The 18,677-nt window shown below is 69.4% G+C and carries 20 protein-coding genes; 6 read left to right on the forward strand and 14 right to left on the reverse strand.

All coding sequences use genetic code 11. The annotated features are described in order from the left end of the window. From KV203_RS16195 to pdxH, 11 genes are all read right to left on the reverse strand, one after another. Positions 1-897, reverse strand: a complete 897-nt coding sequence (locus KV203_RS16195; RefSeq protein ID WP_083530193.1) for a DUF4349 domain-containing protein — start codon at positions 895-897, stop codon at positions 1-3. Positions 898-944: 47 nt separating this feature from the next. Then, positions 945-1,442 carry a GTP-binding protein gene (locus tag KV203_RS16200; protein WP_246600188.1) on the reverse strand — a complete coding sequence of 166 codons (498 nt, stop codon included), beginning with the start codon at positions 1,440-1,442 and terminating at the stop codon, positions 945-947. A 64-nt stretch (positions 1,443-1,506) separates the two neighbouring features. Continuing rightward, positions 1,507-1,878: a DUF742 domain-containing protein gene (locus KV203_RS16205; protein WP_066472572.1), complete on the reverse strand. Its 372-nt coding sequence runs from the start codon at positions 1,876-1,878 to the stop codon at positions 1,507-1,509. Positions 1,879-1,888: 10 nt separating this feature from the next. After that, a complete protein-coding gene (locus KV203_RS16210; protein ID WP_066472575.1) occupies positions 1,889-2,305 on the reverse strand; it encodes a roadblock/LC7 domain-containing protein in 417 nt (138 codons plus the stop codon). After that, on the reverse strand, positions 2,302-5,499 hold the full coding sequence (locus KV203_RS16215) for a sensor histidine kinase (protein WP_066472577.1): 3,198 nt from the start codon (positions 5,497-5,499) through the stop codon (positions 2,302-2,304). Before KV203_RS16215 ends, KV203_RS16210 begins: the two co-directional genes overlap by 4 nt. A gap of 623 nt (positions 5,500-6,122) precedes the next feature. Continuing rightward, on the reverse strand, positions 6,123-6,491 hold the full coding sequence (locus tag KV203_RS16220; protein ID WP_066472580.1) for an FKBP-type peptidyl-prolyl cis-trans isomerase: 369 nt from the start codon (positions 6,489-6,491) through the stop codon (positions 6,123-6,125). Between the two features lie 73 nt (positions 6,492-6,564). Continuing rightward, a complete protein-coding gene (locus KV203_RS16225; RefSeq protein WP_066472700.1) occupies positions 6,565-7,803 on the reverse strand; it encodes a citrate synthase in 1,239 nt (412 codons plus the stop codon). 89 nt (positions 7,804-7,892) lie between these two features. Next, a complete protein-coding gene (locus KV203_RS16230) occupies positions 7,893-8,825 on the reverse strand; it encodes a PfkB family carbohydrate kinase (RefSeq protein WP_246600189.1) in 933 nt (310 codons plus the stop codon). Beyond that, complete coding sequence (locus tag KV203_RS16235) at positions 8,798-9,757, reverse strand: aldose 1-epimerase family protein (protein ID WP_066472582.1); 960 nt, start codon at positions 9,755-9,757, stop codon at positions 8,798-8,800. Before KV203_RS16235 ends, KV203_RS16230 begins: the two co-directional genes overlap by 28 nt. A gap of 32 nt (positions 9,758-9,789) precedes the next feature. Further along, complete coding sequence (locus KV203_RS16240) at positions 9,790-11,076, reverse strand: MFS transporter (RefSeq protein WP_066472704.1); 1,287 nt, start codon at positions 11,074-11,076, stop codon at positions 9,790-9,792. A gap of 26 nt (positions 11,077-11,102) precedes the next feature. Then, entirely contained in the window at positions 11,103-11,783 is a 681-nt protein-coding gene (gene pdxH, locus KV203_RS16245) for a pyridoxamine 5'-phosphate oxidase (protein ID WP_083530194.1), read from the reverse strand. Between the two features lie 146 nt (positions 11,784-11,929). On the opposite strand from pdxH, the gene KV203_RS16250 reads away from it, so the two are divergent. From KV203_RS16250 to KV203_RS16270, 5 genes are all read left to right on the forward strand, one after another. Next, complete coding sequence (locus KV203_RS16250) at positions 11,930-13,120, forward strand: citrate synthase 2 (RefSeq protein WP_066472584.1); 1,191 nt, start codon at positions 11,930-11,932, stop codon at positions 13,118-13,120. Between the two features lie 21 nt (positions 13,121-13,141). Next, a complete protein-coding gene (locus KV203_RS16255; protein WP_157079878.1) occupies positions 13,142-13,600 on the forward strand; it encodes a cupin domain-containing protein in 459 nt (152 codons plus the stop codon). A gap of 63 nt (positions 13,601-13,663) precedes the next feature. After that, the gene (gene serC / locus KV203_RS16260; RefSeq protein WP_066472586.1) at positions 13,664-14,794 is read left to right on the forward strand and encodes a phosphoserine transaminase; all 1,131 of its coding nucleotides are present in this window, start codon (positions 13,664-13,666) and stop codon (positions 14,792-14,794) included. A 135-nt stretch (positions 14,795-14,929) separates the two neighbouring features. Then, positions 14,930-15,757 carry a septation protein SepH gene (sepH, locus tag KV203_RS16265; protein ID WP_066472589.1) on the forward strand — a complete coding sequence of 276 codons (828 nt, stop codon included), beginning with the start codon at positions 14,930-14,932 and terminating at the stop codon, positions 15,755-15,757. Between the two features lie 131 nt (positions 15,758-15,888). Further along, positions 15,889-16,641: a DUF6928 family protein gene (locus tag KV203_RS16270; protein WP_066472593.1), complete on the forward strand. Its 753-nt coding sequence runs from the start codon at positions 15,889-15,891 to the stop codon at positions 16,639-16,641. 12 nt (positions 16,642-16,653) lie between these two features. On the opposite strand, the gene KV203_RS16275 is transcribed toward KV203_RS16270, so the two are convergent. After that, positions 16,654-16,953 (reverse strand): DUF2537 domain-containing protein, encoded by a 300-nt coding sequence (locus tag KV203_RS16275; RefSeq protein ID WP_066472596.1) that lies wholly within the window; start codon positions 16,951-16,953, stop codon positions 16,654-16,656. Next, positions 16,950-17,816, reverse strand: coding sequence for a TrmH family RNA methyltransferase (locus KV203_RS16280; RefSeq protein ID WP_066472598.1), 867 nt, complete (start codon positions 17,814-17,816; stop codon positions 16,950-16,952). The genes KV203_RS16275 and KV203_RS16280 overlap by 4 nt, the downstream gene beginning before the upstream one ends. Before the next feature lie 15 nt (positions 17,817-17,831). On the opposite strand from KV203_RS16280, the gene KV203_RS16285 reads away from it, so the two are divergent. After that, the gene (locus KV203_RS16285; RefSeq protein WP_066472600.1) at positions 17,832-18,269 is read left to right on the forward strand and encodes a YccF domain-containing protein; all 438 of its coding nucleotides are present in this window, start codon (positions 17,832-17,834) and stop codon (positions 18,267-18,269) included. Here the strand turns inward: KV203_RS16285 and KV203_RS16290 are convergent. Further along, positions 18,238-18,675, reverse strand: a complete 438-nt coding sequence (locus KV203_RS16290; RefSeq protein WP_066472606.1) for a MarR family winged helix-turn-helix transcriptional regulator — start codon at positions 18,673-18,675, stop codon at positions 18,238-18,240. The genes KV203_RS16285 and KV203_RS16290 overlap by 32 nt on opposite strands. Positions 18,676-18,677: the final 2 nt, after the last annotated feature.

An 18,677-nucleotide genomic window follows, 5' to 3' on the forward strand; every position in this document is an offset into this window, starting at 1 on the left:
TCAGTCCGCCGGGTCGGGCGGCACCTTCCGCCGGTGCCGGGGCAACAGCCTGATCAGCCAGCCGCAGCCGAGCCCGATCAGCCCGAAGAAGACCAGCCACGGCACAGCTCGGCCGGTGAACACCACCACGTCGCCGAGCCAGTCGACCAGCGAATGCCAACCCGCCGACAAACCGCCCCAGAACGAGCTCGGCCCCGATGGCCGAGGCGCCTGCGCGTCCGTGGTGATCGTGACGGTCAGGGTGGACAATGCGACCTGGTCGTTCAGTCGACGCTGCTGCGCGGTGAGGCTGTCCAATTCGCCTTGGCGATCGGAGACCGCCTTCTCCGCTTCGATCAGGTCGGCGGTGTTCGACGCCTGCGCGATCAGCGCCCGGAGGCGGTCGACCGAGGCTTGGAGCGCTCGAATCCGGGCGTCCAGATCATCGGACTGCAGGGTGACATCGGATCGGTCGATACCGACGTCGGCGACCCGGCCCAGGTCGCCGAGGCCGGCGATCAACTCGTCGGTCCGGTCGGCCGGTATCCGCAGGGTCAGCGTGGCACTCGGATCGACACCGTCCGTACCGCGCTGCTCGCTCCGGCTGTCCACCCGCCCGCCCAACGCTTGGGCTCGCTCGGCAATCTGCCCGGCTACCTGGATCGGATCGGCGGCCGCCATGGTCACCGAGCCGGTCACCACTTCTTTCCGAGCTATCGCATCGGATGGTTGCTGCTGGCGCTGGACGTCGCCGGCAAACCCGGTTTTCGGTTCCAGCGCCGGCGCCGGCATCGCCTCACCTACGGCAGCGCTGCCCGCAGCATCGGACGACCGTTCGCTGCCGGCGCACCCGGTGCCGAGAACCGCCACGGCCAGCAGCCCGGCCAGGATGGGCACCAACACGCGGCAACCATTCATCAAGGCAGCCTACGGCCGTCGGCGCGGGTTCCGGGCCGGTTCCGGAATCACCCGGTTTTCGTGACCACTCGCCGCAACGCGAGTTCGGTCAACTGCACGAGCGTCTCCTTGGTGCGGTCCCGATCTCGGGCATCGGTAAACGTGATCGGCACCTGCGCCGGCACCGCCAGCGCCTCCCGGATGTCTTCGATCGGATAGTTCGGCGAATCGTCGAACTCGTTCACCGCGACCAGGAACGGCAGATTGCGGGCTTCGAAGTAGTCGACGGCCGCGAAACTGTCGTCCAACCGCCGGGTGTCGACCAGGACGACCGCACCGATCGCACCGCGAATCAGGTCGTCCCACATGAACCAGAACCGATACTGGCCCGGCGTTCCGAACAGGTACAGCACCAAGTCCTGGGCCAGGCTGATCCGGCCGAAATCCATCGCCACGGTGGTGGTGACCTTGTTCGGCGTGGCGGTGAGGTCGTCGACCGCGACGCTGGCATTGGTGACCAGCGCCTCGGTACGCAGCGGCACGATCTCCGAGACCGACCCCACCATCGTCGTTTTGCCTACCCCGAAGCCACCCGCGATCACTATCTTCGCCGACGTCGGCCGGCCCGCATCAGATGCCTCGGAGACCACTGAGAACCCTTTCGATCAGGTCGCGACGATCGGCGTCGCTCGAATCTTCCTGCAGCGTGGCATGCACCCGCACGTGCCCCGCTGCGACCAGATCGCCTACCAACACTCGCACCACACCGAGCGGCATCCCCAACCAGGAGGCGACCTCGGCTACCGACGGCGACTTCTGCGACATGTCGACGATAGCTACTTCCACGTTGGACAACTCGTGCCGCCGCTCTTGGCTTTCCGGTAGCGACTGAACCAGCGCCTCTACCGCAAGGTCAACCTTCGGCCGGGTTCGTCCGGCCGTAAAGGAATAGGGCCGAACCATACTGGGTTCGGGCCGCCCGCCGCCGTTGTATGTCGTCATCGGCCCAGATTCAGGATCCGGACGAAATCCGCGGAGCTGCTTCCACTGCCATCCCAACCCGGTCCACGAGGAGCGCCATCTCGTAGCCGACCTGGCCGATATCGCACGAGGTGTTGGTGAGCACCGCCAGATGTGAGCCGTCACCTACCGCCATCAGCAGCAGATACCCCCGCTCCATCTCGACCACGGACTGCATCACCACGCCACCCTCGAACAGGTTGGCCACCCCGACCGACAAACTGGCCAAACCCGCGGTCACCGCCGACAGCTGCTCGGCACGATCCAACGGAAGCTGCGCGCTCGCCGCCATCAGCAAGCCGTCCGCCGACACCAGTACGGCGTGGGTGACTCCGGCGACTTCCTGGGCAAAGTTCGAGATCAGCCAGTCGAGCTGGCGATTCGTCCCGGCGACTTGATGGGGATTCATCTATCTCCTATGTCTTGCTTGCCAGTCCTGGCGCGGGCCTGCTCGGCGTTGAAGGCACGGCCTTCCCGGACCCCGCGCTGATGGCTCGACAGGGAGTTCCGGATGGCCTCCGGATCCAACCGGCTCCGGGACGGGCGCGCCGGTTCCGCCGGAGCCGAACCCGGGACCAGTCGTTGGCCCGGCGTGCGTTGCGGCAACCCGACCGACGTTCGTTCCGCGACCGGTGTCTCACTGACGTACTGCGCGACGCGCCAGCCCTCGTCGGCGGCCGAATCGAATCCGCGCGGCCCACTCGACTCCGCCGTGGGATCGGCCAACCACGCCGTCATCATATCGGCGAAAATCGGTGGATCGTCCCGACGGAATGCGTTCGGCGGGGGCCGCAGCCGAGTCTGGAAGAACGCCGCCGCCTTTGCCGTATCGGCGTGATTCCGGTGCCGGCCGGGCGGAATCGACGGCTCGGCGGGACGTCCGTTCCAGCCGGTCTCCCGCTGCGGTGGCGGCCCGACGTGCGGTGGCGGCCCGACGTGCGATGGCGGCCCGGTCGGGGGCGAGACCGGCCGCTGCGCGGGCATCGGACCGGTCGGCGGCTGGTGCTGCGCCGGCATCGGCGCGGTCGGTGGCTGTTGGCCGGCGCTGCGCAACGAGAAGATCGGCGAGTTCTGGATCATGTCGATCGTCCCGCCGGGGACCCGCTTCGGCAGACCGGACGCCGTCCGAGTGGGCGGTGCCGGGTAGCCGACCGACGATTCCGTGGTACCCGCACCCGAGGCAGCCGGATCGGCGGAACCGTAACCGACCGGCTCCGCGCGCGGTTCCGGGGCAGGCCCGGGCGGTGCGGAAACCGGTGGGCGCGGGGCACGCGGCGGCGCCGGGGGCTGCGAGGTCAGGCCGGACGAGGTCGAATCGTCGCTGCCCATCGTCACGACGAGGTTGCCGTTGCTGGCCCGCGCAACTCCGGTCGGAGCCAGCGCCGGAGTTCCGGACGGGCGCGTCGGCGTGACCACCGGCGACGGCCGGGACAACGGAGCCGTCGGCCCGGTCATCGGCTCGGGACCACGTGGCGGCATGGGCGGCGTCGGTTGCGGCTGCGCCGGAGCTTGCGCAGCTGCGGGCCGCGGCGGTTCGGCCGGCGCCGCCGGAACCATCGGCGACGGTCCGGTCGGCGGCGTCGTCATCGGTCCGGTCGGCGGTGCGACCGGCGACACCATGGCCGAGGTGGCCGGCTGCATCATCACCGGCACCGGCATGCCGCCGGTGGCCGGCGCGGCGGCGCTCGGATCCACCACCTGCTGTGGCCCGGTCGCGTGCCGCGGCGAGGCGTGCGGGCTGACCTGTCCCTGCACGGTGCCCGGCGGAATGATCAGCCGGCGCGGGATGTGCACCGTCACCGTGACCCCGGGATCGCGCGCGGTCGCGAAGGTCGGCCGCATCCGAACCCCGACGCCGTGCCGGTCGGCCAGTCGACTGACGACGAACAAACCCATCTGCCGAGCCGTGTTCGGCCCCACTTCGGCCGCCGTCGCCAGCTTCTCGTTGATCCGCTGCATCTCCTCCGGCGGGATGCCGATCCCCCGGTCGGCCACCTCGACCAGCAAGCCCTGGTCGTTGGCCTGGGCGAAGCTGAAGCGCACGTCGGTTTCCGGCGGCGACGCCCGCAGCGCATTGTCCAGCAACTCGGCCACCAGATGCGCGACGTCGGTGGCGGCCGGCTCGATGAGCAGGCCGCGCGGCGTCGCGTTCAGCTTGACCCGCTGGTAGTCCTCCACCTCGGAGATCGCCGCCCGGAGCACGTCGCCGATCTCCACCGGCGCCGTCTTCGCCCGACGCACCCGGGTGCCGGCGAGGATCAACAGGTTGTCCCCGTTGCGCCGCATCCGAGCGGCCAGATGATCGAGCCGGAACAATCGTTCCAGCAGCTTCGGGTCCTTCTCCTCGAACTCCATCGCTTCGATCAGCCGGAGCTGATGATCGACCAGCGACTTGGAGCGTCGAGCCAACGTCTCGAACATGTCGTTGACCTGCAGTCGCAGGCTGGCCTGCTCGCCGGCCAACCGTAAGGTCTGATCGTGGATATCGTCCACCGCGCGAGCAACGCCGCCGACGTCGTCGCCGGTGTCGATCGGCATCGGTTCGCGAGTGATGTTCTCGGCGTTCTCCCCGACCTTGATCCGGTCGATCGCAGCCGGCAGTTCGTGCTCGGCCAGGTTGCGTGCAGCGTCCCGCAGGCGGCGCAGCGGGCGGGTCATCGCCCGCGCGAACACCACCGCCAGCAACACAGCCAGCAACAGTCCGACCGACAACAATCCAGCGGCAACTATCAGGCCACGTCGGGCCGCGACCGCCCGGTCGTCCACATCGGTGGTGATCTGCCGGGTGGCGTCGTTCACCACCCGACTGGACAAGGCGACCCCGGCGCGGGCCGAATCCGCCAGGTCGGACACCGAATAGCTACGGCTCGATGCGCCTTGGTCGATCAGCTGCGCCCGCTCGTCCACCCCGCGGGTCAGGTCGGCGATCACCGGATCACCGGCGGGCAGATCACCGGCAAGCTTGGCCAGCAGCGCGCGCTCGCCGCCGATGGCCACCAGCGCCGGATCGGGCGACAGCCGCGGATCCCGGGACAATTCCAAGGTCGCGATGGTGGTCGCGAAGGACGACTGCCGCAGCGCGAGCGCGTCGGTGACCGTTCGACCGGGGGTAGCCGCCGCCGGCTCGTCCGGGATGGCCGCCTGTACCGCACGCACCGCCTGACTCTGCAGGTCACGGACGGTGTCGGCCAAGCTGGTCAACGAGCTCGCCGGCGTCCGTCCGGCCGCCTGAATCTGTTTCGCCCGGTCCACCACCACCCGCAGTGCGGCCGCCGAGTCGGCGGTGAGCGCACCCCCGTCCAGCAGCGTCTGCGCGTTGCCGATCTGCCGCCCCAGCTCGTCGAACTCGGTATCGGCGAACGTCCCACTTGCCTGGGCAGCGGCCACCGCCTCGGCAGCGGCATCGAGGTCTGCGGTCGCCGGGATCGCCGCAGCTGCGGCCGAAGCCGCAGCCAGCTGGCGCGATCGATCCAGCTGCGACCAGATCTGCAGGCCGCCGAAAACGAGCATGAGGATCAGCGGCACCGCGATCACCGCGACGACCTTCCAGCCGAGGCGCCAATCGCTGATTCCGAACCGCTTGCGCGGTACAGCAGCGGTCATTCGCGACTCACTTTCAACTGACCTCGCCCTCGATGGCCTGTAGCGACTTCGGTAATCATGCCGACTTCGGGTATTCCAGACGGGTGGCAGTACCCCGGCACGACGGGTTCAGAGTTTCCGGACAAGTATATCGGAGCTGGACGCATTGACATGCCCCCAGCCACCGGCCGGCATCGATTCGATAACTACCGACCAATTACCGCCGAGTAGCCGAATGCCGGACCCGGAAGCCGGCAACGACGTGCTCCCCCAACTGAAGATCATCTTCGCCCGGACCGGACGGCCGGTACTGCGCCGACACGCCGGTCGGGCCGAACCGTCACCAAACAGAGCGGGCCCGATCGGGCCCGAACAACAACCGAACCCTCGCGCAAGACACGAGGCTCGCGTCGGCAGCGCCTCGAATAGCACAGCCTCGCACGGGACGGCGGAACGCCGGCAACCGCGAAGCTGCAAAAAAGCGACGTATCGCACCCGCGGGCATGCCACACGAGTGCGATACGCGCACAAATCGCGCCGATCGAGGCGCAGAGGGGCCAATCGGCTCAGCCGACGGCACCCACCAATCGGCTCAGCCGACGGCACCCACCAATCGGCTCAGCCGACGGCACCCACCAATCGGCTCAGCCGACGTCGAGCAGGTCGATGACGAAGATCAAGGTCTTGCCGGAGAGCCGATTCGCGGACCCGGCCGGTCCGTACGCCAACTCGGGCGGAATGGTCAACTGCCGCCGACCACCCACTCGCATCCCCGGAATCCCCTCCTGCCAACCGCGGATCAACCCGCGCAACGGGAACTGGATCGATTCGCCCCGGCTCCAGGACGAATCAAACTCGGCACCGGTGTCGTACTCGACCCCGACGTAATGCACCTCGACGGCACCGTCGGGCACCGCCTCGGCTCCGTCACCGATCCGCAGGTCTTCGACGACCAACTCGGTCGGCGCGGGGCCTACCGGAAAATCGATCTCGGGCTTGGTCAGGTCCGTCATCGCGGTCTCCGATTCCTCTTCGACGGGGAATGTACTCGGTGGTTCGGGAACGGGCTGCGCGGCTCGGCGCAGGTCAGCGACTGGCCAGGTCGAGGTATTCGCGTTCGCTGTAGCCGGTGTACACCTGCCGCGGGCGGCCGATCCGGACCGGCTCCTGATGCAGTTCCCGCCAGTGCGCGATCCATCCGGGCAGCCGGCCCATCGCGAACAGGACGGTGAACATCCGGGTCGGGAAGCCCATCGCGCGGTAGATCACCCCGGTGTAGAAATCGACGTTCGGGTACAGCTTGCGCTCGGTGAAGTAGTCGTCGGTGAGCGCCCGCTCCTCCACCGTCTTGGCGATCTCGAGCAGCTGATCGTCGCCACCGAGCCGGCTCAACACCGCATCGGCCGTTTTCTTCACGATCGCAGCCCGCGGGTCGTAATTCTTGTAGACCCGGTGCCCGAAGCCCATCAGCCGGACCCCGTCCTCGCGATTCTTGACCCGGCGCATGAACTTCTCCGCATCGCCGCCGTCGGCCCGGATCCGCTCCAGCATCTCCAAGACGGCCTGATTGGCACCGCCGTGCAACGGCCCCCAGAGCGCATTGATCCCGCCGGATACCGACGTGAACAAGTTCGCCTCGGACGAGCCGACCAGCCGGACGGTGGAGGTGGAACAGTTCTGCTCGTGGTCGGCGTGCAGGATCAGCAACATATCCAGCGCCGCAGCCAGCTCCGGGTCGACCTCGTACGGCTCGGCCGGCAGACCGAAGGTCATCCGGAGGAAGTTCTCCACCAACCCGAGCGAGTTGTCGGGGTAGAGGAACGGCTGACCGACCGACTTCTTGTAGGCATAGGCGGCGATCGTCGGCAACTTGGCCAGCAACCGCACGGTGGACAGCTCTACCTGAGCCTGATCGTGCAGGTCCAGCGAGTCCTCGTAGTAGGCCGACAGCGCGTTGGTCACGCTCGACAGCACCGGCATCGGGTGGGCGTTGCGCGGGAACCCGTCGAAGAAGTGCTTGAGATCCTCGTGCAGCAGCGTGTGCCGACGAATCCGGTCGGTGAAGTCCTCCAACTGGCTCGGGGTCGGCAGCTCACCGTAGATCAGCAGATAGCTGACCTCGATGAAGGTCGACCGCTGGGCCAGCTGCTCGATCGGGTAACCCCGGTACCGCAGGATGCCGGCGTCGCCGTCGATGTAGGTGATCGCCGACTTGGTCGACGCGGTGTTCACGAAACCCGGGTCGTAGGTCGTGTAACCGGTGTTAGCCAGCAGTTTGCCAAGCTCGATCCCATCGTTCCCCTCGGTCGCCTTCGCGATCGACATCGGGTACTCGCCGCCCGGGTAGGCGAGCGTGGGCTGATTCTCGACGGACACGACGAATCCCTCTCGGTTCACGACTGTTGGCCGTGACGCTAGTCGCAGCCGAGCTCATCCGCCCAAGGAGGGTCGGCACCGGGTCGAGAAACCGTCACCGCCGCCGCTCGAGCCGCAAACCGGAGCGCTTGCGCCCAGTCCGCGGCGGTCAGCGCCCGCACCGCCGCCGGGTCCAGCGCACCCCGCCGGTCCAGCCAGAACAGCAGCGCAGCGTGCACGGTATCGCCCGCACCGATGGTGTCCGCGACGACGACCGGCACGGCCGGCACCGCTATTCGACCGGCCGACGACAACACGGTGAGGCCCGCCCCGCCCTGGGTCAGCAGCACCGCCCCCACCCCGGCCGCGAGCCAATCCGCCGGGTCCCCGCCGAGCCACGCCAGGTCGTCGGTGGACACCTTCAGTACGTCCACCGCCGGGAGCCGGTCGGCGAACCGTTCCCGGTACCGGGCCGGGTCGGCGATCGCGCCGGGTCGCACGTTCGGGTCGAGCAGCACCAACCGACCGGTTGCGTGCGCCCGGCGCAACACCGCCTCGTACACCGTCGCACCCGGCTCGAAGACCAGCGACAACGTGCCGAACGACAGTGCCCGCACGGTCGCGGCCGGTGCGCCCGGATCGACCACCAGCCGATCCGCGGTGCCGCCGGCATAGAACGTGTAATCGGCCGCGCCCGCGGCATCCAACGAGGTCAGTGCCAGCGTGGTGGGTTCCGGGCCCCGCTGGATCGCGTCGGTGCGGACGCCGGCCGCGCGCAGTCGGCGCAGCAGCCGCTCGCCGAGCGGGTCGGTGGACAGCCGGGACAGCAGGCCCACCTCGGCACCCAGCCGGCCGAGTGCCACCGCGACGTTGAACGGACCGCCCCCGGGCAACGCGGACAGCAGGTCGTCGCCCCGCGGCACCAGGTCGATCAACCCCTCGCCGCAGACGGTGATCCGGGCGGTCAGCCGGCCAGGCTGGTCATGCCCCACTGCGCACTCCAGGTCTGGCCGGGCGCCAACACGATCTGGTCGATGCCGGAGTTGAACGCGTCCGGCGGGCAGGTCATCGGCTCGACGGCGAGCGCGCGCCCACGATCGGGATAGGCCTGATCATGCGCCGGGTCCGCGGTGAACACCTGCAGCCAACGGAAATCGGCGTCGATCCAGAGCACCGTGGCCGGCCCGTCGGGTGGCTGGAGCACCGTTCGGGCCCGGCCGTCGAAGTCGTACCCCAACGAGCTGAACGGGGTGTCCAGCCAGACCCCGCGCAGCGACCTGGCGGTACCGAAATCGAACTCGGTCCCGCGTACCGGAACCGGCGGGCCGACCGGCAGCATCCGCTCCGGATCGGTCGGCAGCCGCACCCCGGCCGGCAGCACGAGGGTGCATTCGTCCAGCGGGGCGTCGCCGGCCCGGACAAAGCTGTGGATTCCCAAACCGTACGGCGCCGGAACCGTCCCGGTATTGGTCGCCGTGTGGGTGACGGTGAGCCCGTCCGCGCCGAGATCGTGGGTGACGCTCAGCCGCATCGGGTACGGCCAGCCCTTGTGCAAACCGACGTCGATCGACTGGGCCACCCGATGTTCGGTGTGCTCGACCAACGTCCACTCCCGGCGCCGGACCAGTCCGTGGCTGGCGTTGTGCCGGGCCGGTTCGGTGAGCTCGAGCTCGTGGTCGATCCCGTCGAAATAGAAACGGCCGTCGGCGATCCGGTTCGGCCACGGAGCGAGCACCAGGCCCGCGGACAGCGGCGGTTTGGTCCCCGCCGGCCAGCTCTCGGTCAATTGCCATGGCCGCCCGGACAGGTCCCGCTCGAACGAGCGTAAACCCGCACCGGTTGCGACCACCTCGGCTCGATAGCTGCCGTACGTTATCGGATAACATCGGGCGACATCGGTTGCTGGCATCGCTGGCTCGGCCATGGCATCAAGTCTGTCGTAGCGGTTCAGGTTTGTCAGGCAAGCTGTGCCGGTCCGTTGCCACCGGTCCGGTCGACCCGATACCGCACGAACGCCGGGAAGGCGACGGCGGCGACCAGCACCCCGAGTATCACCAACACCCCACCCCCGGCTGCAGTCACCGCGGTTCCCACGCTCGCCGCAGCCGCGCCGTGGGCGACATCCCCGATTCGCGGACCGCCCGCCACCACCACGATGAACACGCCTTGCAGTCGACCGCGCATCTCGTCGGTGGCCACCTGCAACAGCATCGCCTGCCGGTAGGCGGCCGAGATCATGTCCACCCCACCACCGAAAGCCAAACAGGCCAACGCGATCCAGAACAACAGCGAGCCGATCCCCGATCGGCCGGACGCCGCACCGACCGCGACCCCGAAACCGATCATCGCCACGCCCCAGAGCCCGACGCACACCACGACCGCCAGGCCCTGCCGCCGCACCCGGGGCACCCAACCGGAGAAGACCCCGCCGACCACCGCACCGACCGACATCGCCGCGAACAGCAGACCCAAGGCCGGGCCACCGGCCGCCGGATCACCGAAGGTCTGGTGCGCGATCTGCGGAAACAGCGCCCGCGGCATTCCGAACACCATCGCGATCAGATCGACCACGAACGACGCCAACAAGATTCGCTGGGTGGCGAGGTAGGCGAAGCCGGCCCACACCGCGCGCAATCCGGCCCGCCCGACGGTGCCGGACGGCGGCAAGGGCGGCAGCCGCCAGACCGCCCACAGCGTTGCCAGCAGCGCGATCGCGTCCAGCAGATACAAGGTGGACAAGCCGATCACCGGAATCAGGATGCCGGCGAGCACCGGCCCGGCGATGGCACCGAACTGCATGACCGTCATGCTCAGCGAATTCGCCGCCGCCAGTTGCTCACCGGGCAGCAGCCGGGGCAGCACCGCGCTGCGCGTCGGCTGGTTCACCGCGAAGAACGACTGCTGCACCGCGAGCAGACCGAGCACCAGCCAGACGTTGTCCAGACCGGCGGCGGCCTGCGCCCACAGCGCCAGCGAGGTCACGCCCAGCCCGGCTCCGGTGCCCAACAGCAGCCGCCGCCGATCGAGCACGTCGGCCAACGCGCCACCCCACAGACCGAACACGATCAGCGGGATCAGCGCGAAGGCGCCGGTGAGACCGACATAGCCGGAGCTGCGGGTGATCTCGAACACCTGCTGCGGCACCGCGACCACGCTGAGCTGGCCGCCGATCACGGTGACGATGTTGGTCGCCCACAACCGGCGGAAGGCCGGGTACCGCAGCGGTGTGGTGTCGGCGAGCATCCGCCGAGCCGCCGGACGCGGCCCGGTCACGGCTGGAGTCGCTGCGCACTCCAGCCGGCGCTGCCGCGGGTGAGCCGGATCCGGTTGTGCAGCCGGTTCACCTGCCCCTGCCAGAACTCGACGGTGTCCGGCCGCAACCGGAAACCGCCCCATTCCTCGGGTATCGGGATCGGCTCGGTATCACCGAACCGGGCCGCCGCCGCGTCGAGCAGCCGGTCCAGCTCGGCCCGGGAGCCGATCGGCCGCGACTGGGCCGACGCCCACGCACCGAGCTGGGCGCCGCGTGGCCGGATTCGCCAGTAGTCGGCGATCTCCGCCGGCCGCACCCGCTCGGTCGGCCCGCGCAACGTCACCTGCCGGCCGATCGCCGGCCAGGCGAAGGTGGCCGATGCGTAGGGGTTGCCGGACAGGTGCCGAGCCTTGTCCGAGCCGTAGTTGGTGAAGAAGACGATGCCGTCGGGCTCCAGGCCTTTGCAGAGCACGGTGCGGGTGGCCGGATGCCCGGCGGCGTCGACCGTGCCGAGCACCATCGCATTCGGTTCCGCGACCGCCGCGGCCCGCGCATCTGCCAGCCACGACTGCAGCAGCGGCACCCATCCGGCGGCCGGCGAATCCTCGGTCAGCTCGTCGGCACCGCCGTACTGGTTCAACTTGTCGGCACCGCCGTACTGGGTCAACTTGTCGGCACCGCCGTACTCGGCCCGCATCCGGCCCAGGTCGAGGGGGTCTGCGGCAGGGCGATCGTCGGACACCGGCCCGACGGTACCCCGATCCGGTCCGGGACTATCGTGCAGATCGACGGCCAGCGCACCCTCTGTTCACGACGGGGGACGCACGATGATGGAGACGCCCGATGACTGCTCCGGTTGCCCCGCAGAATGTGATCACCCCGCCGGAGTTTCCCCCGGCGTTCGTCGCCGGACTGGCCGGCGTGGTCGCGTTCACCACCGAGATTGCCGAACCGGACAAGGACGGCGGCGCGCTGCGGTACCGCGGCGTGGATATCGAGGATCTGGTCGCCGAGCGGGTGACCTTCGGTGACGTCTGGGCGCTGCTGGTGGACGGCCGGTTCGGCGACGGACTGCCGCCGGCCGAGCCGTTTCCGCTGCCGGTGCACACCGGCGACGTACGGGTGGACGTGCAGGCTGCGCTGGCGATGCTCGCGCCGATCTGGGGCTACCGGCCGCTGCTCGACATCGACGACCACACCGCGCGGGAGCAGCTGGCCCGTGCGTCGGTGATGGCGCTGTCCTACGTGGCGCAATCGGCTCGGGGAATTCACCAGCCGGCCGTACCGCAGCGGGTGATCGACGAATGCGCCACGGTGACCGCCCGGTTCATGACCCGCTGGCAGGGCGAGCCGGACCCACGACATGTCGAAGCGATCGACGCCTACTGGGTGTCTGCGGCCGAACACGGCCTGAACGCGTCGACCTTCACCGCCCGGGTGATCGCCTCGACCGGCGCGGACGTGGCGGCGGCGCTGTCCGGCGCGATCGGCGCGATGTCCGGACCGTTGCACGGCGGCGCTCCGGCCCGGGTGCTGCCGATGATCGAGGAAGTGGAGCGCACCGGCGACGCCCGCGGCCTGGTCCGCGGCATCCTGGACCGCAAGGAAAAGCTGATGGGCTTCGGTCACCGGGTGTATCGGGCGCAGGACCCGCGGGCCCGGGTGCTGCGGGACACCGCTCGCCGACTCGATGCACCGCGATACGAGGTGGCCGCGGCGCTGGAACAGGCGGCTCTGGCCGAGCTGCGCGAGCGGCGGCCGGACCGGGCGATCGAGACCAACGTCGAATTCTGGGCGGCGGTCATCCTGGACTTCGCCGAAGTGCCGGCCCACATGATGCCGGCGATGTTCACCTGCGGGCGCACCGCCGGCTGGTGCGCGCACATCCTGGAGCAGAAACAGCTCGGCAAGCTGGTCCGGCCCGCCGCGCTGTACACCGGACCGGGCCCACGCAAGCCTGCCGACGTCGCAGGTTGGTCGCAGATCCGCCAGCAAAACCAAAACATCCTCGAATTGCCCAGCGAAACCCACTGAAAGCCTGGATAGGCTCGGCCGATGCAGACAATCGATCTTGACTTGGTCACCACCACACTCGGCGCCGACGCCGGCCTGGCCGATGCACCGATCGAGCCCGCATGGATTCTGGACGGCAACCCGCAAGCCCGGGTCACCCAGTGGGCCGGATCGACCGACGGTCGCGCGGGCAACTACATCTGGGAGTGCACGGCGGGCCGGTTCCGCTGGTACTTCAGCGTGGACGAGACGGTGTGCATCATCAGCGGCGAGGTCGAGGTGCAGTCCGGCGACGGACCCCCGGTGCTACTGCGTCCGGGCGATTCGGCGATCTTCTACGCCGGCACCTGGTCGATCTGGCACATCCCCGAGCACGTCCGCAAACACGCTGTGCTCAGCCCGCCGCTGTCCCCCGGCGCTCGCCGCCTGATCGGTGCGGTCGGCAAGATAAAGGCCCGGATCAGGCCCGGCAGCGGCGACGAGCCCACCGCCGCCTTCTGACCCAACGGGGGCTTCGGAACCCGCGCACCGACGCCGGTCGGTCCCGGCACTAGCCTGAACGCCATGACCGCGCCGACCAGCACCCCGACCATCCCCGTCGACCTCCTGCCCGCCGACGGCCGTTTCGGCTGCGGACCGTCCAAGGTGCGGCCCGAACAGTTGCAGTCGCTGGTGGATGTCGGGGCCTCGGTGTTCGGCACCAGCCACCGGCAGCGTCCGGTCAAGGACGTGGTCGGCCGGATCCGCGGTGGGCTCCGCGAGCTGTTCACCCTGCCCGACGGTTACGAGGTGATGCTCGGCAACGGTGGCAGCACCGCATTCTGGGACGCCGCGGCCTTCGGGCTGGTCCGGGAGCGGTCGCTGCACCTCACCTACGGCGAGTTCAGCGCCAAGTTCGCCGCGGTCACCGAGCACAACCCGTTCATCGGTGCGCCGATCGTGATCAGCGCCGACCCCGGGTCGGCCCCGGAGCCGACCGCCGACCCGGCCGCCGACCTGATCGCGTGGGCGCACAACGAGACCTCGACCGGGGTCAGCGTGCCGGTGACCCGCCCGGCCGGGTCCGAGCACGCCCTGATCACCATCGACGCCACCTCCGGTGCGGGTGGGCTGCCGGTGGACATCGCCGACGCCGACGTCTACTACTTCGCGCCGCAGAAAGGTTTCGCCGCCGACGGCGGGCTGTGGATCGCGGTGCTCAGCCCGGCGGCGGTGGACCGGATCGCCGAGATCAAGGCCACCGGGCGCTGGACCCCGGACTTCCTGTCGTTGCCGATCGCGCTGGACAACAGCACCAAGGACCAGACCTACAACACCCCGGCAGTGGCCACCCTGCTGCTGCTGGCGGACCAGATCGAGTGGCTCCTGGCCCGCGGCGGGCTCGACTGGGCGGTCGCCCGCACCGCCGACTCGTCGGCCCGGCTCTACTCGTGGGCCGAAGCCAGCGAGTTCGCGACCCCGTTCGTCGCCGACCCGGCGCACCGCTCGCAGGTGGTCGGCACCATCGACTTCGCCGAGACCGTGGACGCCGCGGCGGTGGCGAAGACGCTGCGGGCGAACGGTGTCGTCGATACCGAGCCGTACCGCAAGCTGGGTCGCAACCAGCTGCGGATCGGCATGTTCCCGGCGGTCGAGCCGAACGACGTGACCCAGCTGACCCGCTGTGTCGACTGGGTGGTCGAACAGCTCGGATGAGCGCGCGCCTCCCACACCGCGACCGATCGATCGGCTAGGGTCGCCGGGCAGGGCGGTGCAATCATGCGGTCGGCGAGACTCAGCGCGACACCGCCCGGCTCGAAGGGGGAAATATTCCCCGGAGGGAGAGACACAGTGCGAGAGCTACGGGTAGTGGGACTTGCGCCCGACGCCAAGCACATCATCTGTGTCGACACCGAGTCCGGCCAGAAGTTCCGGTTGCCCGCCGACGAGAAGCTGCGCGCCGCTACCCGCGGAGACCTTGCCCGCCTCGGACAGATCGAGATCGAAATGGAAAGCACGCTACGCCCGCGCGAAATCCAGGCTCGGATCCGGGCCGGTGCGTCCGTCGAGCAGGTAGCCGCCGAGTCCGGTATGTCCGCGGTCAAGGTGGAGAAGTTCGCCTACCCGGTCCTGCTCGAGCGTTCCCGGGCCGCCGACCTCGCCCAACAGGGCCACCCGCTGTTGCCGAACGGGCCGTCGGTACAGACCCTCGCCGAGGTGATCACCACCGCGTTCCGGGAGCGTGGCCACGACCTGGAAACCGCCACCTGGGACGCCTGGAAGGACGACGCCGGGCACTGGATCGCACAGTTGCAATGGACCGCCGGACGTTCGGTGATCTCCGCGCACTGGCGATTCCAGCCCGACGCCCACGGTGGCTCGCTCACCGCACTCGACGATCCGGCGAACGCGCTGATCGACCCCGACTTCGGTCGGCCGCTACGCGGCTTGGCCAGCATCCCGGATACGCCGAAGGCCACCGCCGAGGCACCCGCGACGGACCCGCGCGAACAGCCGACGCTGGACTACGGCGAGTCCGTGCAGCCGGCCATCCACCCGGAACCGGAGCCGAACGCAGCGCCGGAACGCGCCGGTTCCGGCACCCGGGACAAGCGCGGCAAGCCGCCCGTGCCCTCGTGGGAAGACGTTCTGCTCGGCGTGCGCAGCTCCGGTAACTAACCCGTAGCCCGCCGAACGCCCCTGCGCGACAACCGCTCGCGCCGTCGAAGTATGTCGCACCGGTATCGATTCCGTTAGGCTGTCGAGCGACCGGGGCGAGAGGACATGTGTTGGGCACGACTGTTTCGACAGTGTGGTACGTCGAGACGCCGGACCCGTCCGTCGTACTCCGCGCTTATCCGGTCCCGGACCGCAATGCAGCGCAGGCGTTTGCTCGCCAGCTCTTTCCGGGCTACGACGTGGCCGGACCGGAGTCGGCGACGCTGGCCGATCAGGTCAGCTTGGGCCCGGACGAGATCCTCGTCGGGGTCTACGCCGGCCTCACCGTGGTATGTGCCCGCGAGTTGACCACCCCACACCCCAGCGAGTTGGCCGACCGCTACGTCTATCCGGCGCTTGCGGACCGCACGGTGCTGATCGCCACCGATCCACAACATGCCTGGGGCGGGTTTGCCATCTGGGAAGAGCAGACGCTGCGCCGCTCGTTCAGCGCCACCCGGGTACATATCCACGAAGACGCCGGCCTGCCCCAGTCCTGGGAACTGCCGTACTGGTCGGGCCGGCACCCGATCGTCGCGGATCTCGGCGAGCTACCCGACCCGCAGTGGCTGCCGTTCGACCCGGCGTTGTTCGCCGATGCCGCGAACCAGTACTGGCTCGGTTTCGGCTACGGCCCCGGCGACCCCCTGGACCTCGGCACGATCGCGCTCTGGGCGTTCACTCTGCAACCGCTCGGCGTGGCCCCGGCCGGGACGGCGGACCGACCCACGGCCGAACCACCCGGCGATCGGGCGGCGGTGCCGACGAGTTCCGCGGCGGCCGACCGCCGCGCCCCCCGGCGGGGGCTGCGCCGGTTCTTTCAGCGCCGCCCGAGCGCGCGCTGAGCGAACCGGTGGTTATCGACCGGCCAGCGCCGCCACCGACAGCCCGAACCAACCCAGCACCACCCCGGCTCCGATGCCGTAGATCACCCAGCGAGCCACCGGGGCCGACCGCCAGCGCAGCAACGTGGGTGCCATACCACCGACCGCGACCAGATTCACCAGCACCGTGAGCACCGGGCTCACCGCCGCCAGCGCGGTCCCGAAGGCGACCAGGGCAACTGTGGTCAACGCCGCGCACAACGCGGCGACCAGGAGACCGGTACCCCACGGCGTCGGCCGGCCGGAATCTCTGCCGATCGTGGCCGGCCTCATCCCGAGCCCCGCAGCCGTTCGTAGAAGGCCAACGCCGCGGCGGTGGCCACGTTCAACGAGTCGACGTCCGGCGGCATCGGAATCCGCGCGGATACATCGGCCGCGCGCATGGCCTCGTCGCTCAGTCCCGGTCCCTCCGCACCGAACAGCAAGGCCACCCGATCCGCCTGCACCGCCGCCGGCAACGGCCGTGCGGTCGGCCGCGGGGTAAGCGCCACCAATCGGAAACCACGCTCACGCAACCGGTCCAGCTCGACCGGCCACGACGCATCGGACCGGGTATCGGCTATCCGGGCGAACGGCACCCGGAGCACATACCCCATCGAGACCCGGACCGAACGCCGGTAGAGCGGGTCGGCGCACCGCGGGCCCAGCAACACCGCGTCGACGCCGAGTCCGGCAGCGTTGCGGAACATCGCACCCAGGTTCTCGTGATCGTTGACTCCCTCCAGTACCGCGACGGTCGCCGCGCCGGCGAGGACCTGATCGAGCGGCAGCTCCGGCGGTCGCGGCGCGGCGGCCAACACTCCACGATTGAGGTGAAACCCGACCACCTGCGCCATGACCGGCGCTGTCGCCCGATAGAACGGTGCCGGGATCGCGTCGAGGTCCGCGGCCAGTTCGGCCCGCCGACGCTCCACCCCGAGCAGGGCGATCGGGGTGAAGCGGGATGCGAGCATCCGCCGCACCACCAACGCCCCCTCGGCGAGCACGATGCCTCGCCCGACCGGCAGATCCGGCCGGCGGTCCGCCACTGCGAGGTCGCGAAACCGGTCCAGCCGCGGATCGGCCGGATCGTCGATATCGATCACGTCGGCCACTCGGCCATCCTGCCGGAAACTCGCCGACCGGCGTCGCCGCATCGGTAGCGTGGAGTGATGAAGCTCGTCGGGATTCTGCTGAACATCCTCTGGCTGATCTGCTGTGGGATCTGGATGGCGTTGGCCTACTTCGTCGCCGGACTGGTCTGCTTTGTGCTGATCGTGACCATCCCGTTCGGCATCGCGTCCTGGCGGATCGCCGGCTACGTGCTGTGGCCGTTCGGCCGCACCACCGTGGTCCGGCCGGACGCGGGCGCGCCGTCGCTGCTCGGTAACGTGCTGTGGCTGCTGGTTGCGGGCTGGTGGCTGGCCCTCGGGCACATCCTGACCAGCGTTCCCTTGTTCTTGTCGATCATCGGAATTCCGTTCGGCTGGGCCAATCTCAAGCTGATCCCGGTATCGCTGATGCCGCTCGGCCGCGAGATCGTAGCGACCGGCGAGCGGTCGGACTACCCCGGTGGGGTCAATCCGATTCGGCGACAATCTCGTTCATGATCACGACAGCGTCCTGAAGCACCCGCAGCTGCATCTCGGGCAGCGCGGCCAACTGCTCGGCCAGCCAGGCGTCCCGCGCGCTCATCTCGTCGGCGATCAACCGGTGCCCGGCCTCGCTGAGCGAGACGATGATCTGCCGGCCGTCGCTGGGATGCGGTCGCCGATCGACCAGACCACGGTCGTCCAACGCGGCGATCACCCTGGTCATCGACGGCGGTTGCACCCGCTCCTTGGCCGCCAGCGCGCCCGGGGTCATCGCGCCGTCCCGACTCAGCGTCGCCATCGCCGACAGCTGGGTGAGCGACACCGTCGCGTCCGTCCGACGACCGCGCAGGTGTCTGGTGAGCCGGACCACCGAGAGGGACAGCTCGCTCGCCAGCGAGCGAAGGTCCGGTGCTGTCGTCATAA

The organism is Skermania piniformis (genome assembly GCF_019285775.1).
GTDB lineage: Bacteria > Actinomycetota > Actinomycetes > Mycobacteriales > Mycobacteriaceae > Skermania > Skermania pinensis.

Bases quoted from the DNA above. Each gene is read 5' to 3' on its own strand.
- KV203_RS16240 (WP_066472704.1), bottom strand. From the start codon at position 11,076: ATGCTCGCCGACACCACACCGCTGCGGTACCCGGCCTTCCGCCGGTTG.
- KV203_RS16205 (WP_066472572.1), bottom strand. From the start codon at position 1,878: ATGACGACATACAACGGCGGCGGGCGGCCCGAACCCAGTATGGTTCGG.
- KV203_RS16195 (WP_083530193.1), bottom strand. From the start codon at position 897: ATGAATGGTTGCCGCGTGTTGGTGCCCATCCTGGCCGGGCTGCTGGCC.
- KV203_RS16200 (WP_246600188.1), bottom strand. From the start codon at position 1,442: ATGGTGGGGTCGGTCTCGGAGATCGTGCCGCTGCGTACCGAGGCGCTG.
- KV203_RS16280 (WP_066472598.1), bottom strand. From the start codon at position 17,816: ATGCGGCGACGCCGGTCGGCGAGTTTCCGGCAGGATGGCCGAGTGGCC.
- KV203_RS16215 (WP_066472577.1), bottom strand. From the start codon at position 5,499: ATGACCGCTGCTGTACCGCGCAAGCGGTTCGGAATCAGCGATTGGCGC.
- KV203_RS16210 (WP_066472575.1), bottom strand. From the start codon at position 2,305: ATGAATCCCCATCAAGTCGCCGGGACGAATCGCCAGCTCGACTGGCTG.
- serC (WP_066472586.1), top strand. From the start codon at position 13,664: ATGACCGCGCCGACCAGCACCCCGACCATCCCCGTCGACCTCCTGCCC.
- pdxH (WP_083530194.1), bottom strand. From the start codon at position 11,783: ATGCGGGCCGAGTACGGCGGTGCCGACAAGTTGACCCAGTACGGCGGT.
- KV203_RS16225 (WP_066472700.1), bottom strand. From the start codon at position 7,803: ATGTCGATCGCGAAGGCGACCGAGGGGAACGATGGGATCGAGCTTGGC.
- KV203_RS16235 (WP_066472582.1), bottom strand. From the start codon at position 9,757: ATGGCCGAGCCAGCGATGCCAGCAACCGATGTCGCCCGATGTTATCCG.
- KV203_RS16250 (WP_066472584.1), top strand. From the start codon at position 11,930: ATGACTGCTCCGGTTGCCCCGCAGAATGTGATCACCCCGCCGGAGTTT.
- KV203_RS16290 (WP_066472606.1), bottom strand. From the start codon at position 18,675: ATGACGACAGCACCGGACCTTCGCTCGCTGGCGAGCGAGCTGTCCCTC.
- KV203_RS16285 (WP_066472600.1), top strand. From the start codon at position 17,832: ATGAAGCTCGTCGGGATTCTGCTGAACATCCTCTGGCTGATCTGCTGT.
- KV203_RS16275 (WP_066472596.1), bottom strand. From the start codon at position 16,953: ATGAGGCCGGCCACGATCGGCAGAGATTCCGGCCGGCCGACGCCGTGG.
- KV203_RS16220 (WP_066472580.1), bottom strand. From the start codon at position 6,491: ATGACGGACCTGACCAAGCCCGAGATCGATTTTCCGGTAGGCCCCGCG.
- KV203_RS16255 (WP_157079878.1), top strand. From the start codon at position 13,142: ATGCAGACAATCGATCTTGACTTGGTCACCACCACACTCGGCGCCGAC.